This window comes from Pelatocladus sp. (assembly GCF_059505505.1).
The window spans coordinates 1-14,534 of record NZ_JCACKS010000234.1 but is presented as its reverse complement, the minus strand read 5'-3'; the positions used below and the strand labels follow the sequence as shown (position 1 = coordinate 14,534).

Genomic DNA, 14,534 nt, shown 5'->3' with positions numbered 1-14,534 from the left:
AATGACTAATGACTAATGACTAATGACTAATGACTAATGACTAATGACTAATGACTAATGACTAATGACTAATGACCAACCTTGGATCGGTTTTCCTCCCATCTGCTTTCCCCTCATTTGAAAATAATTTCGTCAGAATTTAAGTAGGCTTTATTTGGAAAGGTAGCTATGTTTCCCTTTAATTTCTGGTATAACTCTTGCTATGATGGGGAGCCTGTTTCTCGAAAAAATCGTTTAGAGCGCAAATTGAGATTTCTCAAAGCAATGCGTGATGACTTAGAGACAAAGCTTGCTGGTTTAAATGGTGCTATCAGTAATCTTGAGCAGCAAATTAATCAGGAAGATGCAACTCAAGTTTAGTTAGCTTGATGTTTAAATCAATGTTTCTTTTGATAGAAACCTACGAAAATTTATAGATTTAAGGGTGAAATATCGTGTTAAATAATACATATTCACCCTTTTTTTGACTTGGCTCATACCAAGAAGATTGGTGATAACATACCAAATAAAATTTTGTTTATTTCCGGATTGGAGTAAAACAAATTTGGTGTTATTCTTCAGTACTGCTATTTTCTAAATTTACATTTATGCGTCGATTTTTAAGTGTTCTTACTTTAGTGACGTTAATACAATCCTTTCCAGTTGTAGTTTTCGGCCAAGTTCAACCACAAGCCAAACAATCATCTGATCCAATTCAAATGGTAGTGGCTGCGAATTGGATGACTAACTATCCAGATAATAACTTTTATCCAGAAAGGATAATCAGTCGAGCAGACTTAGCCTCAATTATGGTCAAAGCATTTCGACTAGATAAACGACAAGCAGCCAGCAAAGAAAATGTTGTGGTTCCAGATGTACCATCCTCTCATCCGGCATATAAAGATATTCAAACTGTCTTAAAAACAGATATTATGAGAGGCTATCGGGGTAATTTGTTTTTCCCTAATCAAAGAGTAACAAGAGCAGAAGCTTTGGCAATTTTTGCTCAAGCCTATGGTGTATTTCAGTTTCCTGATGAGACTGTTAATGAAATTTTAGCCCCTCATCCGGATGCAGCCACTATTCCTTCTTGGGCAAAAAAAGCGATCGCCACAGTCGTAGCCGAAGCATTTGTTAATATAGATACCCAAGGAAATCTTTACCCATTACAACCTATGACTCGTGGTGATATGGCTTATGTATTGAGTAAATATCTGCAAAGACAAGGACGAGATGCAGAAATTCCAGATGCACCCCCCGCACCTCCTCAACCTTAGTTAAAACTCACGCATTCACGCATTCACGCATTCAAAAGAATTGTATTCCGGGCTTTTGCGTCATTTTAAATGCCTTCATGAATTGTCAAACATCCTCTTAAAATAATTCAAAATTAGGAGCTTTGAAAGATAGATTTGGATTGTAGTAAGGATCTGTACCCAATTGCTTAAAATAATCTTTCCACTTATGACTTAATTGATTCCATTCACCTGGTTTTAAACCTTTTTGTCTACTAGCAGATTCATAGTGAATCAGTTGAGCATAAGGTGTCACTACATTGCGATATCCAGCCTGATGTGCTTTTAAACATAAATCTACATCGTTATAGTTGAAGGGGAAATTTTCATCTAGTCCACCCAATTGCTGATATACTTCTTGTCGCATCATCAAACAAGCAGCAGTCACAGCTAGGTAGTTTCTATTCACGATATTTGAACAAAAATAGCCAGATTGTTCGTTATCAAAACCATAGAAAGCATGACAAGGATTACCCTCAATAATCATTACTCCCACATGCTGTAATCTGCCATTTGGAAATAAAAGTTTTGCTCCGACTGCACCAATTTCTGTTTGTTGTGCAAGTTCTAACATTGATTCTAGCCAATCAGAAGTAATTACTTCTGTATCATCATTTAATAACAACAGAAATTGCCCTTTTGCTTCAGCTACACCTCGATTAATTCGCATTGAAAAATTAAAAGGTTCAGCACAACGAACTAATTTCACATCTAAAGCAAGTATTTTCTCTAAACTTGCATCTGGAATGTCATACCCGTCTACCACAATAATTTCAAAGTTGCGATCGCTACTCACTTGCTGAATACTACGAATGCAATTTTCTAAAAGACATAATTTACCAGAAGCAGTATTAATAGTTGTACCTGCACTGGGAATAATTATACTAACTAAAGGATTTCCAATTATGTTGCGTCGCACTCTGTAAATACCTGGATTCAGTGTTTCTTCAACATGTCCTGGATATACGCTACGCTCTAGCATTGATTCTAAAGCTTTTCTACCAGCAGTATATGCCCACGGCTTTGCTTGTGAGCCAGAAGCCGCAGAAGCAGATATACTGCGCCAATGATAGAGAATTTTAGGAATATGGAAGATGTTTTTGGTTTTCTCGATGAATCTTAATACCAAATCGTAATCTTGTGAGCCATTATACTCACTACGAAAACCACCAATTTCACGAATAATCCTAGTACGATAAACACCTAAATGACAGGTGTACATACACGAATAAAAATATTCTGGCGACCAATCAGGCTTAAAACAAGGAGAAAAACGTTTTCCTTTGATATCTATTTTGTCTTCGTCACTATAAATAAAATCTGCTTCTGGATGTTGATTGATTAATTTAGCATTTTCAAATAAAGCGTTAATTGCTAACTCATCATCATGATCTAACAGTGCAATATACTCTCCTGTAGCCTGTTCTAAAGCAGAGTTACTTGCTGCTGAAATATGTCCATTTTCTGTACGAAATACTACTTTAATACGTGAATCAAGTTTACTATAATCAGTTAATATAGAACGAATATGAGATTGGGGAGAAGCATCATCAGCAATACAAAGCTCCCAATTAGGATATATTTGATTGCGAACTGATTCAATGGCTTGTGTTAACCATTTTGCTTCTACATTATAAACAGGCATAATTATAGAAAATTTAGGTTTTATTTGCCATTGAGTTATTTGCTGATGAGCAGTGAGAATTTCTTGTTTACTAAGCGTATTTTTTTCTATCCATTGTTGATATGCTATTTTATTCTTGATGCGATAAGCAGTATTTTGATATAAAAAATGTAAAACTCCTAGTGTTCCCCGTCTTCCCCAGATGCGTTGTATTTTTTGAATTTTATAATTCATGATAATTGATATCACACATTAATTAGTACTTCGCAAAGAATATATTTTTTTCAATTTCAACCATTGATTACGCAATTGCCAAAACTTACTACTTTCCATAGTTGTAACTAAATTTTGTAATCTTTGAATTTCTACGGTTTGATATTGCAGTTCTGTATAAATATTATCAATATTCGAGGAATGCTTACGCCTCTGCATTACATGAGCTAATCTATTTTTGATCTTTTCTCCAATGAGTTTTGGACTTAACACAGACCTGATATGCTCAGATGCTTTTTTGCCAGTTTGTTGAGCTTCTTCATAATTATTAAATACATATTGCATTAAGTATGCAGCATGATTAATATTTGGTTCTGCCCAGAAATTTCCTTTTTTGTAAGGTCCATAATCTTCTGCGATCGCCACTAAAGAGTATTTGACTAGGAAGCTATTATTAATATTCATGAAATCAAGATTGGCTGAAAAACCAGTAGCTATCACTGGTTTTTCATAATACATAGCTTCTGCCATAGTCAAACCAAAACCTTCAGATCGATGTAAAGATATATAGCAATCACAATGATAAATTAGAGCATTTAGTTCTTCTTTGAGTAAATAATCATCAATGAGTTTAATATTTTTGAAATCCTCTACTAATTCTTTTAGTTGTTTGAGTTTATCTGGAAAATATTTACCATTAGAAAACTTAATTACTAGTTGTATATTTTGATGGTCTTTGCCAAAAGCTTGTTGAAATGCGTTAATGATTGCTAGAGGGTTTTTTCTCTCAAATACACTACAAAAATCAAAGATAAATAAAAAAATAAATTTATTGTCTGATAAGCCTAATGATTGTTTGCTGATTGAAGGTTGAGGAAGCGATATACTATGCATGACTTTGATTACAGGAATGGGTGAAGTAGGTGCGATCGCCTCAACACAATAAGCGCTAGGAGTCCATATTTCATCAAAAAGATTAAACGCCGACAACCATTCTTTGGGAAATTCTGGTAATTCCCACGCCCAAAACGCAATGTTGTATTTATCTTTAAAATATTCAGGACTAGTAGAACTGATAAAAGTATTAATCATATCCACATTTACCTGAATAATATTTATTGGATAAGGATTCTCATCAGTAAAATCTGTGTAGGAAGAATCCATCTTCCTATGCATTGTGTTAAAAGTACAATTATTAATCACAAAAGGAATTTCAGCCGCCTCAACAGCTCTAATCGTTCCTCTAACTCCTTCACCAAGTCCAAATTCACTGTTAACATAACCTGAAATATTAACACCAAAATTATTGTTAGTACTGTTGTTGCTAATTTCAGGTTTTGGCTCCATGTTTTTCTCCTAATATGTCAGATTATTTTCTAAAAATAAACTATAATATCAAGTTCGGAGTATCAGTTTATATTCGCACTGCAATGCTCCGCTACGTCAGCTTCCCGCAGGGTAGGAGCGGTCTTTGACCATTGCAACAATTTAGTTAATACCCCAATTACCAATTACCCATTACCGACCTCAACGGATAATATAAGTGTTCAAGCGAACATGATATTATTTATCACTTAATTCTTTCAAATCATTTTCTACCATTAATTGCACCATCTGTTCAAAGGAATACTGAGGTTTCCAACCGAGTTCCGCTTTAATCTTATAAATACAACCTACTAATTGCACTGGTTCATCTGGACGATAGAATGCAGGATCAACAGATACATAATCTTCCCAGTTCAAATCTAAATAGTTAAACGCACATTCTACCAGTTCTCGCACCGAATGAGTTTCGCCACTGGCAATGATGTAGTCATCTACTTCTTTTTGTTGCAACATCAACCACATTGCATGTACTGCATCTTTTGCATAGCACCAGTCACGACGTGCATCTAAATTACCAAGTTTTAATTCTTGGGCTAAACCCAGTTTAATCATTGCCGCAGTATGGGTGATTTTGCGAAATACAAACTCTGTACCACGACGGGGAGATTCATGGGTGTAGGTGATCCCACAGCAACCACAAAGATCATATTTTTGACGATAGTTAACCGTCATCCAATGAGCATAAGCTTTAGCTACACCATAAGGATTGCGTGGACGAAAGGCGGTACGTTCAGTTTGAGGTGATTCATCCGGTTGCCCAAAAACTTCACTACTGGAAGCTTGGTAAAATTTAGCATCAGGTTTACAGCGCCGAATCGCTTCTAAGAGGCGTGACACTCCCAAAGCAGTATATTCAGCAGTAAGGGCTGGTTGTGTCCAAGATAGAGGAACATAACTTTGGGATGCAAGATTATATATTTCATTTGGTTGACAATCTGTCACCACATCCATCAGCGAAGACTGATCTAGCAAGTCACCAGATACTATTTGAATCTGGTTTGACAGATGACTAATGCGTTCTAAGTTACTGGTACTAGAACGGCGGACTAAGCCGAAGACTTGGTAGCCTTTTTCTAAAAGGAGTTCGGCGAGATAGGAACCATCTTGTCCGGTTAAGCCAGTGATTAGGGCTTTTTTGGTCATGGTCATAACTTGATTATTTTTGCTAGATTACAGTATATTTCTCAATCATTTCCAAAAGATTGTTTTTGACACTGCTAAAAGCAAAATTTGCTACCACATATTTCCTAGCTATATCACCCATTTCGGTTAGCTTATCTTGATTTGACAGCATTTCTCGTACTGCTTGAAAAAAACTTTCGCAGTCCTGATAAATTTTTCCGCCGCCACTACGAGTAACGTGTTCAACCAAAACTTGACAAGCACCATTCACCAATACAGGTGTGCATTGAGCCATTGCTTCTAAAGTGACTATGCTGAAACTTTCATAAGGTGAAGACATAACAAAAATAGAAGCCCCAGCCATTAATTGAAATTTTTCTTCTGGTGTAACAAATCCTCGAAAATCAATATCTGGATGAGTAGGTATATCTAGTTCACTCTTTCCAGTCAATATTAAACGCAAGCTAGATGGATAGCTTTTCTTAAACTCAATGAAAAAATTTACTAGGTCATTACATCCCTTGTTCTGATCAATACGACCGCAGTACAGTAAATATGGATATTCAGCTTGAAAAGGACTACGAAGTAATGTGTCAACACCCATAGAAACAAGTTTACCTGGTACTTCTCCCCATAATTTTTCTCCCAAAGCTTTTTCAGCATTGGTCAACCATATAAAAGAAGAAACTCTTTTATACATGTACTTATAAGCCGACAAGTAAGCTGGAGGTTCGTCGTGGAGTGTCGGCGCAAGCAAAACCTTAGATAAGGGAATTTCAGCTATTCCAAAGTACGATGTTGGATAAAGATAAGTCGCAAATATAATGCATTGATATTCGTTACAATGCGCTCTCAAAAAAGATAGTAAGGGTTCTGAGTATGGGCCTTGATAACGAATGAATTCTTCTTGAAGTGCAATGCTCCAAGATATGCGTTTACAATTTTCTGTATCAATATATTTGGGATAGTTAAACTCTTGTAAAAGTCGTGCATGTAGATTATGCCAATATTCACTGCGACCAATAGTTACTGGGAAGCGATAAATATTTATGCTTTGTTTGGTTTCACAACCAGGAGTTAATACGTTTGCCCAAGTCGTATAATCTAATGCAGTTGTAGTAATAATATCAACTTTAAATTCATCACTTAGCAAGGTAGCATACTGCCACGCTAAAGCTTCTGAACCTCCCACAATGCTTTCATGGCATAGTTGAACAACAATTGCAACCCGATTCATTTCAGACTCTTGATTACCTCTATAAATTTAATTTCAATTTGTTCATTCGTAAAAGCTTCTTTATAACGACGCCATCCCATCTCACCAAAACTGGCACTAATGAATTCATCTCTAGCGATACAGTCTACTGAACCAGCCAGTAAATATGGATCAGGTTTATCCCATACTAAGCCTGCTTTTCCTACTGTGTAAGGAATAGCAGTTGAACCATAAGCTACAATCGGCAACTTCATTGCCATTGCTTCAACTAGTGGCACACAAAAGCCTTCATGTTCGCTTGTAGTCATAAAAATATTAGAGACAAGATAGTAAGATTTAAGAGCTTCAGCAGAAACTCCACCAGTAAATACTACTGATTCTTGCAAGCCTAAATCTTGAACTTTTTGATGAATAAAATAGTTATAAATTTGTAAGCGTTCATCTTCCTTGCCAACAATTAAAAGGCGACTATCTCTGTTGTAATTAGTGTGATAGATATAAAAAGCATCTATTAATGCAGCATGTCCTTTATTAGGAGCAATGCGACCAACCATTAAAATATTAATAATACTATCTGTGTATTTATCTAAAGTAGTGATATCTGCATTAATGTACTGCAAATCGTCAATATGATGGAATGGAGGTATTACTAAACTTTTTTCTTTTTGTACCCCCAGAAAATGTAATTCATTTGCATTATATTCAGAATCAGACAAATAAAGAGTAACATCATGTAAATCTGCTACAGATTGTAGTTGTTCTCTTCCTGATCTGCAAACAGATGTGTAATCTTGATTGACATCTTCATAAAACTCTGGCGGTGTGACGTTATGATATTTAATTATCTTCTGACAATTTAGCTCTCTGATGAGATTAAGACCTACATCCCAACCCACTGAAAAATGATAAATTAAGATGTCATATTTTTTTCTTAGAAAAGATTTTACATCTTTTGAATTGTGTACTGGTAACGATGAAATACTCCATACTTCTGCAAATAGCTGAACGTTGTAACCGTATTTTGCAAGAGCATTATGCATACCTATGACATCATTGCTGACAGCATCACCGTCTATAATGCAAGGGGTTAAAATACCAATATTAATCACAGCTTATATCCTAATCACAACTTTATAGAAATTGCAATTTTACAACGGTTTATATCCCACTACTGCATAATCTTGGGGACCATAAAAGTAATCATTGAATCGCTCGGCTAAATCAGAATCGCCCACCTTATAATTATCGGGAAAAGGATGAAGATTAATGATTTTTACTTGAAAGAAACCGTGTATTTCAAAAATAAATTTGACCAAGGAGCTTGGTAAAGGATGACGATGTGTTGGGTCAAAATAGAAATTACAACTACCCACCAAGACATTTTGTGGATTTGGAGTTTCAAAAATAGCTAATCCTCCTGGTTTAAGTATCCTTACTACTTCACTAACAAATTTCATTAAGACAGGGAATGGTAGGTGTTCAATGATATGGAAACCAGTTACTGCACCTAAACAAGAATCAGGCAAAGACAGTAAATGTGCAATTGCATCTGCTTCTATTACCTCTAAACCTCTAGTTTGACATCGCTCAATCATGACTCTGTTGATATCTAAACCGCGTGCGATATAGCCAGACTCCCGGAGCAATTCTAGCCATTCTCCACGTCCACATCCTACATCTAAAATAGGAGAATCAGGTGTACCAATTTTTGCTTGCTCAATCAATGGCAAATAAGGTTTTAACCTATTGAAGATATCTTCAAAACTACCTCGAAAATTATCTTCAAAAGAAGCATAAAATGCATCTAATGAATGTTGTTCTTCTTGTACAAAAGTTTGCAATTGCTGTTGATTAAAAGGTTCTGGTAATCTTTGCCATGCCTCTTCCAGAAACAATGTTATCAGACGCTTCTGTTGGATGAGATCATTTTTGAGATAACTTTCGTTTCTAATGGAACGTTCATCCAGTGCATGAACTAGAGCATCCACAGAACTCAGATGCTTATCTATGTCTTCTATTCGACTATTAACTGTATCTAAATGTTCTTGTATAGTGGTTATCGAAGTATTTGTCTGAGTATCTATTTTATTAAAATTATTATCTACCTTTTGGATGCTGCTATTTACAAGACTTAAGCGCTCATCAAATCTTAGAATGCTGGTGTCAGCAGTACAGAGACGTTCGTCCAACTTTTGCAGATTGATATCTATGATATCAAAACGCTCATCTATTTTTTCCAGACTAGTATTCACAATATTCAGACATTCATTCAATTGCGATCGCAAAGTTTCTATTTGAGCAATTGACTGTCGATTCAGTGCTACAGACTCTTTTAAAGTCTTGATCACATTGAAGTTTACTTCTCGTTGGTCTTTAAAAATAAAATTTAGTATTTTCAGCGCTAATTTTTGTATTCCTTTGCTGAAATTAAAGGGAAATCTATTTAAATTATCAGGCCATTTTGTACGGGAAATCGCTCTAGACTCTGCATTTTTGAGCAAACCCTCCATATGGTTAATATTTGCATTCATTGCAGAGGTATTATGATTATTTATCTTTATGGAGGAAAAGGGCTTAGGAGTTGAAACTAACTCTATCTTAGAGTCCTTCTTCAGCTTTGCTACTTCCTCTCGAATCTTCCGCATCAATTCATCAACGTCAATTTCGGGATTATTTGCTTCAGACATAATTATTTCAATTCTTGATTTTTTTCTTCTGATTGAGCGATCGCATAGTATTTTTCTCCAGCAATTTTGATGATGGAATTTAAATCTACTACACCATCGCAAGAAATACTATTAGTAACCTCAAAAACAACTAGTTCATCAATCCAGTCATAACTGATACCTTCTTCTGAATGCACTCCTACTGTGAACGTATAAACACCTTTATTCAAGTAGCATGGGATTTGAAAACACACTTGTAAATTTTCACCAGCCCTGAGTTTTAGTAAATTGCAACCCTTGAGATAAGTATTTGTTCCATATATTACCAATCCCATCAGATTTCTCAAGGATATACCTACAACTAAATCTGAAAGTTCTGCTTTAGCTTCTAAAGAAATTAGAACTTGAAAAGTTGAGCCGCTTTCTACTTTACTTATCTCTTGATTATCTAAATCAGTTATTTTAATACTATTGATGGTAGCCAGTTTATTTCCATGCCTGTGCAAAGCTTTTTTTTGCTCTTTTCCTACTACAAAATCATCACTTTCAATTGATTGTATTTCCTCGCTCAAGCTTTCATTTTCTGGTTTTGTTCTATTATCTTCTGTTTGATCGCTACTTAGGATTGCTATGTAATGATTTACTACTTCTTTAGGTTTACCTATTTCTAATACTCTGCCATGATTCATCAACACGGCTGTTTTACACAACATCTTGACACTCGAAGAGTCATGAGAAACGAATAAAAGAGTTACTCCTTGGTCTTTCATTTCTCGAATACGCTTCATACAACGAGCTTGAAATCTTGCATCACCTACAGATAAAGCTTCATCAACTATTAAAATACTTGGTTCTGTATTGGCAATAACTGCAAATGCTAATCTGACCACCATCCCACTAGAGTATGTTTTAACAGGATGTTCTATAAAATCACCAATTTCAGCAAAACCAGCAATATCATCAAACTTAGCTTCTATTTGTTCTTTACTCAGACCTAAAATTTGTCCATTAAAAAAAATATTTTGTCGTCCTGTAAACTCTGGATTAAAACCACTACCCAGTTCTAACAAAGCTGAAACTCGTCCATTCACCCACACTTCACCTGTAGTAGGTGTTAGGGTTCCAGCGACAATTTGCAATAGCGTGCTTTTACCAGAACCATTCTGACCAATAATTCCTACAGTTTCACCTTTAGGAATTTCTAAGTTTATATCCCGTAAAGCCCAAAAATCTTGAGCATGATTCTGGCCGCGTAACAAAATTTCTTTGAGCTTATCCACGGGACTAGCATAGCGCTTGTAGCACTTAGAGATATTCTTTAGTGAAATTGCAATCTCCTCACCCATATCACTACACATGCTCTCAAAACTAACTGTGCTAAATTCTACACATTGATGTGATCAAACAGTAAAAAGTTTCTGTTTAAGTTAATTGCATAGAGCTATTTACAAAACATCTGCAAAAGCTGGACGCAATCTTTTATAGACTGAAAAACCTATACAAAATACAATTGCAGATATTACACTCGCAACCCCCCATTCACCCCAGTGCTTGACTTCTCCCACTAAAATTAAATCGCGGTAAACTTCAGTAATAGCTGTCATGGGATTTAACCAAAACACCAAATTTCGCCATTCTTCTGGAATTGCTTTCGCAGGATAAAGAATTGGTGTCAAATATAACCACAGATTTAAAACAACTCCTAAACTTTGGGGAATGTCTCGCAAAAACACGGTTAATCCCGCCATGAGATAACCTAATCCCGCAGTCAATAATAATTGCGTCAACCAGATTAACGGTAAAAGTGCTAAAGTTGTATGTAAAGTGTGAGTAGATAAAGCTACAAAAAAAATCAACGCCATCAGTCCAAAGGAACTTTCAACAAACGTTGATAAAGTTGGTACTAATGGTAACAAAGCCAAAGGAAACACTACTTTTTTAACTAAATTAGGTTGTGCTACTACCGAATTTGCACTCTGAATTAATCCACTGCTAAAAGCAATCCAAGGTAGTAAACCAGCAAATAACCACAAACCAAAGGTAAAATTGTTTTCTGGAACGCCTTTGAGACTGAGTTTGACCTTTAAAACTATCGAAAATACATAGGTGTAAATCAATAACTGTGATAGCTGATTCAATAAAGGCCACAAATTACCCAGGATGGAACCTTTGTAGCGGGCTTCTAGATCGCGTCTTACCAACGCTCTTAATAAATCAAATTTTGCCCACCACAATTCACTTATTGGTAGCCATTTTTTCAGCTTACCTGCTTTTCGGACAACTCCCCGCATTGTTTGCAGCAATTTTTGCTTCCTCGCTCACTACCTACACACCCAATTGCTTGTTTTGAAGCCAATTTTTTACGAAAGTTCCTTTGTCATTTTGTTGAAAATAGTCGCTACTCCAAAATAGCAGCCAAAATATTTAGGTGATTTTACCACAAATAGTTATTAGATCTACTCTGTTGTTTCTCAGCTTTGGTTGTGTGAGACTAAGTTAGATGATTAGGTTCAATTCCCAAAGAACGCAATTGTTCAGCTAAACGTTGCGATCGCTGTCTTTCGTGTTCTAAAAGTAATTCTGTATCATTTGCCCTAGCTTGTGCTTGTTGTGCTTGTTGTTGAGCTTGTTGTGCTTGTTGTTGGGCGACAAAAGCAGCTTCCTCCAGTGTGGGAACTAAATCACCGACCGCACTAAAATAGCGTAACTTGTCTTCGTGTATCCCTAAATACAAGCCAAGTACTTGACTCCAACGCCATCCTTGTAGATTGGGGACAATTTCTTGATACTGATTCCCCACTAATTCAAATCCAACAAATTCCAAACTTTCTGGTGAAAACCAAAAATATTCCGGTGTATGAAAACGGCTTTGATAGAGATTTTTCTTCAAAGTGCGGTCAACATTAGCCGTACTATCAGAAAGCAATTCAATAATCAAATCAGGATAACGACCATCTTCTTCCCAAACTACCCAAGAATTGCGCGATCGCTTTTCAGTATCCTTGACTAAAAAAAAATCTGGTCCCCGAAAATCACGGTTTTTCAATTGTTGACGACTAAAATAAATCGTCAGATTCGCACCAATAAAAAAATCATTTTGCTCTCGCCACAGCCACTCTAAAGATGTTACCAATAACAACAACTGAAGATAATGCAAAGAACTTTCCATTTCCGGTTCATCACTTAACAACCGAGTAGCATCCGGCATTTGTTGTTCCAACTGTTGCGCTGCGTATGACATTGATACTATACCTACACACTCATTGATTTAATTTTAGTCATTGGTCAAGAGTCAATGGTCAATAGGCATGAATCAGTTAACAGTGACCAGTTTAATTTGATAACTGATAACTGATAACTGATTAGTTGTCCCCCACTCTCCCCACTCCCCACTCAGCACCGGATTCCGGTAAACTGAATTTTGGTTTATTGCATTGTGAGTTGGCATGGAAATCGGACAAAAAGTAAAGGTTTTTCGTTTGCGCGATCGCGTACCTGCTTCTATTGTTAAAAGATTAGGACAAATTGGTCTCATTGAAGGTTACAAAATAACCGACGGTAGTGGTGTTGGCATTGTAGTCAAATTTGATGATAATTTTGCCACTTGGTTTTTTGAAGATGAACTCAAAATAGTACAGTAAGTGAGCGGCGAAGTATCCTCTGAATTGCTGAACTTCAGAAGGAAGTTACTCAAATCAGCAGAATGCTAAGTTGGAGTTGAAAAAATCGGCGGTAAAAATAGGAATCAAGTAATGGCCTTGATATTGACATTTTTGGGCAAAAGCGGTAGTGCTAGGACAAAAGTCGCGATCGCTGCTGCCAAACAATTAGCAAGCCAAGGAAAACGCGTACTGTTAGCTGGAAGTACAGAACCAGCGTTGCAGATTTTGTTGGGTGTTCCTATTGGTTCTAACCCTCAAGAAATTGCTACTAATTTGCACGTCGTTCAATTTCAAACTTCTGTACTACTAGAAAGTAGTTGGGAAGATGTGAAAAAACTAGAAACGCAATATTTCAAAACGCCTATCCTCAAAGAGGTTTATGGTCAAGAACTATCCATTTTACCAGGGATGGATAGCGCCCTTGTCCTCAATGCTATCCGCGAGTATTACGAAAGTGGCAAATATGACGCGATCGTCTACGATGGCAATGGCGATACCTCGACTTTGCGAATGTTCGGAATGCCAGAATCTCTCAGTTGGTACGTACGGCGATTCCAGAAATTGTTTGTCAATTCCGATCTCGGTAAAGCAATTTCCGAATCGCCCTTGATTCAACCGCTAATTAGTTCTTTTTTTAATATCAACTGGACTTCGGATAACTTCGCTCAACCTACTAACCAAGTCAACAACTTTTTAGACAAGGGTAGGGCCGCCCTCGCTAACCCCAGGCAAGTTGCTGCTTTTTTGGTGACAACCGATGATCCTGTTGAGGTTGCTTGTGTGCGCTACCTTTGGGGTAGCGCTCAACAAGTTGGTTTAACTGTGGGCGGCATTATCCTTGTATCTAATGATATAAATAACCAAATTTCTGAGCAATTTACCCCCCTAAATGTGAGTTTAGTTCCAGATGTCAAAACAGAGGACTGGCAAGCACTAATAGATACCTTACCCAACTTTGTAGACCAAGCAGTACAGGCTCCCAAACCTATTGAAATTAACATTCAAGAACGCAAAGTAAGCTTATATTTACCGGGATTTGACAAAAAACAAGTCAAACTTACCCAATACGGCCCAGAGGTGACAATTGAAGCCGGAGATCAAAGGCGAAATATTTCTCTACCTCCTGCCTTAAGTGGTAAACCTGTTACTGGCGCTAAATTCCAAAATAATTATTTGATAATCTCGTTTTAGGGAATTGGGGATTGGGGGATAGGGGATCGGGGATCAGGAAACGAATTAAAGATTAAGGGTCAGTGCTTAGGAAATAACTTAATTTCTCAATCCCAGTCCCCAATCCCCAATTCCCCAATTCCCCAATCCCCAATCCCCATTACCCCTTATCCCCAGAGCAGGGTGGTTTCATACAAGCAG

13 protein-coding genes are annotated in these 14,534 nt (G+C 36.7%); 4 read left to right on the top strand and 9 right to left on the bottom strand.

What is annotated here, in order from left to right; translation table 11 throughout:
* The first annotated feature begins 168 nt into the window (after positions 1-168).
* Together AC5JMK_RS22920 and AC5JMK_RS22915 are read left to right on the top strand one after the other, a co-directional pair.
* On the top strand, positions 169-360 hold the full coding sequence (locus AC5JMK_RS22920) for a hypothetical protein (RefSeq protein ID WP_044451577.1): 192 nt from the start codon (positions 169-171) through the stop codon (positions 358-360).
* A 227-nt stretch (positions 361-587) separates the two neighbouring features.
* Positions 588-1,256: an S-layer homology domain-containing protein gene (locus tag AC5JMK_RS22915; protein WP_495911108.1), complete on the top strand. Its 669-nt coding sequence runs from the start codon at positions 588-590 to the stop codon at positions 1,254-1,256.
* Positions 1,257-1,353: 97 nt separating this feature from the next.
* On the opposite strand, the gene AC5JMK_RS22910 is transcribed toward AC5JMK_RS22915, so the two are convergent.
* The 9 genes from AC5JMK_RS22910 to AC5JMK_RS22870 form a co-directional block, all read right to left on the bottom strand.
* Positions 1,354-3,132 carry a glycosyltransferase family 2 protein gene (locus AC5JMK_RS22910; protein WP_495911107.1) on the bottom strand — a complete coding sequence of 593 codons (1,779 nt, stop codon included), beginning with the start codon at positions 3,130-3,132 and terminating at the stop codon, positions 1,354-1,356.
* 18 nt (positions 3,133-3,150) lie between these two features.
* Entirely contained in the window at positions 3,151-4,458 is a 1,308-nt protein-coding gene (locus AC5JMK_RS22905; RefSeq protein WP_096676054.1) for a glycosyltransferase, read from the bottom strand.
* A gap of 216 nt (positions 4,459-4,674) precedes the next feature.
* Positions 4,675-5,640: a GDP-mannose 4,6-dehydratase gene (locus AC5JMK_RS22900; RefSeq protein ID WP_096676055.1), complete on the bottom strand. Its 966-nt coding sequence runs from the start codon at positions 5,638-5,640 to the stop codon at positions 4,675-4,677.
* A 22-nt stretch (positions 5,641-5,662) separates the two neighbouring features.
* Positions 5,663-6,856, bottom strand: a complete 1,194-nt coding sequence (locus tag AC5JMK_RS22895) for a glycosyltransferase family 4 protein (RefSeq protein ID WP_096676056.1) — start codon at positions 6,854-6,856, stop codon at positions 5,663-5,665.
* The gene (locus AC5JMK_RS22890) at positions 6,853-7,944 is read right to left on the bottom strand and encodes a glycosyltransferase family 4 protein (RefSeq protein ID WP_495911106.1); all 1,092 of its coding nucleotides are present in this window, start codon (positions 7,942-7,944) and stop codon (positions 6,853-6,855) included. The genes AC5JMK_RS22895 and AC5JMK_RS22890 overlap by 4 nt, the downstream gene beginning before the upstream one ends.
* 39 nt (positions 7,945-7,983) lie before the next feature.
* Positions 7,984-9,522: a class I SAM-dependent methyltransferase gene (locus tag AC5JMK_RS22885; RefSeq protein WP_096676058.1), complete on the bottom strand. Its 1,539-nt coding sequence runs from the start codon at positions 9,520-9,522 to the stop codon at positions 7,984-7,986.
* Positions 9,523-9,524: 2 nt separating this feature from the next.
* Complete coding sequence (locus tag AC5JMK_RS22880) at positions 9,525-10,847, bottom strand: ABC transporter ATP-binding protein (protein ID WP_495911105.1); 1,323 nt, start codon at positions 10,845-10,847, stop codon at positions 9,525-9,527.
* 99 nt (positions 10,848-10,946) lie between these two features.
* Positions 10,947-11,792 carry an ABC transporter permease gene (locus AC5JMK_RS22875; protein ID WP_096676060.1) on the bottom strand — a complete coding sequence of 282 codons (846 nt, stop codon included), beginning with the start codon at positions 11,790-11,792 and terminating at the stop codon, positions 10,947-10,949.
* Positions 11,793-11,992: 200 nt separating this feature from the next.
* The gene (locus tag AC5JMK_RS22870; RefSeq protein WP_495911104.1) at positions 11,993-12,742 is read right to left on the bottom strand and encodes a Uma2 family endonuclease; all 750 of its coding nucleotides are present in this window, start codon (positions 12,740-12,742) and stop codon (positions 11,993-11,995) included.
* Positions 12,743-12,947: 205 nt separating this feature from the next.
* Between AC5JMK_RS22870 and petP the strand changes: the two genes are divergently transcribed.
* Positions 12,948-13,142, top strand: coding sequence for a cytochrome b6f subunit PetP (gene petP / locus AC5JMK_RS22865; protein WP_096676062.1), 195 nt, complete (start codon positions 12,948-12,950; stop codon positions 13,140-13,142).
* 111 nt (positions 13,143-13,253) lie between these two features.
* Complete coding sequence (locus AC5JMK_RS22860; protein WP_096676063.1) at positions 13,254-14,354, top strand: Get3/ArsA fold putative tail anchor-mediating ATPase NosAFP; 1,101 nt, start codon at positions 13,254-13,256, stop codon at positions 14,352-14,354.
* Positions 14,355-14,534 lie beyond the last annotated feature (180 nt).

Bases quoted from the DNA above. Each gene is read 5' to 3' on its own strand.
- petP (WP_096676062.1), top strand. From the start codon at position 12,948: ATGGAAATCGGACAAAAAGTAAAGGTTTTTCGTTTGCGCGATCGCGTA.
- AC5JMK_RS22915 (WP_495911108.1), top strand. From the start codon at position 588: ATGCGTCGATTTTTAAGTGTTCTTACTTTAGTGACGTTAATACAATCC.
- AC5JMK_RS22895 (WP_096676056.1), bottom strand. From the start codon at position 6,856: ATGAATCGGGTTGCAATTGTTGTTCAACTATGCCATGAAAGCATTGTG.
- AC5JMK_RS22885 (WP_096676058.1), bottom strand. From the start codon at position 9,522: ATGTCTGAAGCAAATAATCCCGAAATTGACGTTGATGAATTGATGCGG.
- AC5JMK_RS22880 (WP_495911105.1), bottom strand. From the start codon at position 10,847: ATGGGTGAGGAGATTGCAATTTCACTAAAGAATATCTCTAAGTGCTAC.
- AC5JMK_RS22870 (WP_495911104.1), bottom strand. From the start codon at position 12,742: ATGTCATACGCAGCGCAACAGTTGGAACAACAAATGCCGGATGCTACT.
- AC5JMK_RS22920 (WP_044451577.1), top strand. From the start codon at position 169: ATGTTTCCCTTTAATTTCTGGTATAACTCTTGCTATGATGGGGAGCCT.
- AC5JMK_RS22860 (WP_096676063.1), top strand. From the start codon at position 13,254: ATGGCCTTGATATTGACATTTTTGGGCAAAAGCGGTAGTGCTAGGACA.
- AC5JMK_RS22900 (WP_096676055.1), bottom strand. From the start codon at position 5,640: ATGACCAAAAAAGCCCTAATCACTGGCTTAACCGGACAAGATGGTTCC.
- AC5JMK_RS22910 (WP_495911107.1), bottom strand. From the start codon at position 3,132: ATGAATTATAAAATTCAAAAAATACAACGCATCTGGGGAAGACGGGGA.
- AC5JMK_RS22875 (WP_096676060.1), bottom strand. From the start codon at position 11,792: ATGCGGGGAGTTGTCCGAAAAGCAGGTAAGCTGAAAAAATGGCTACCA.
- AC5JMK_RS22905 (WP_096676054.1), bottom strand. From the start codon at position 4,458: ATGGAGCCAAAACCTGAAATTAGCAACAACAGTACTAACAATAATTTT.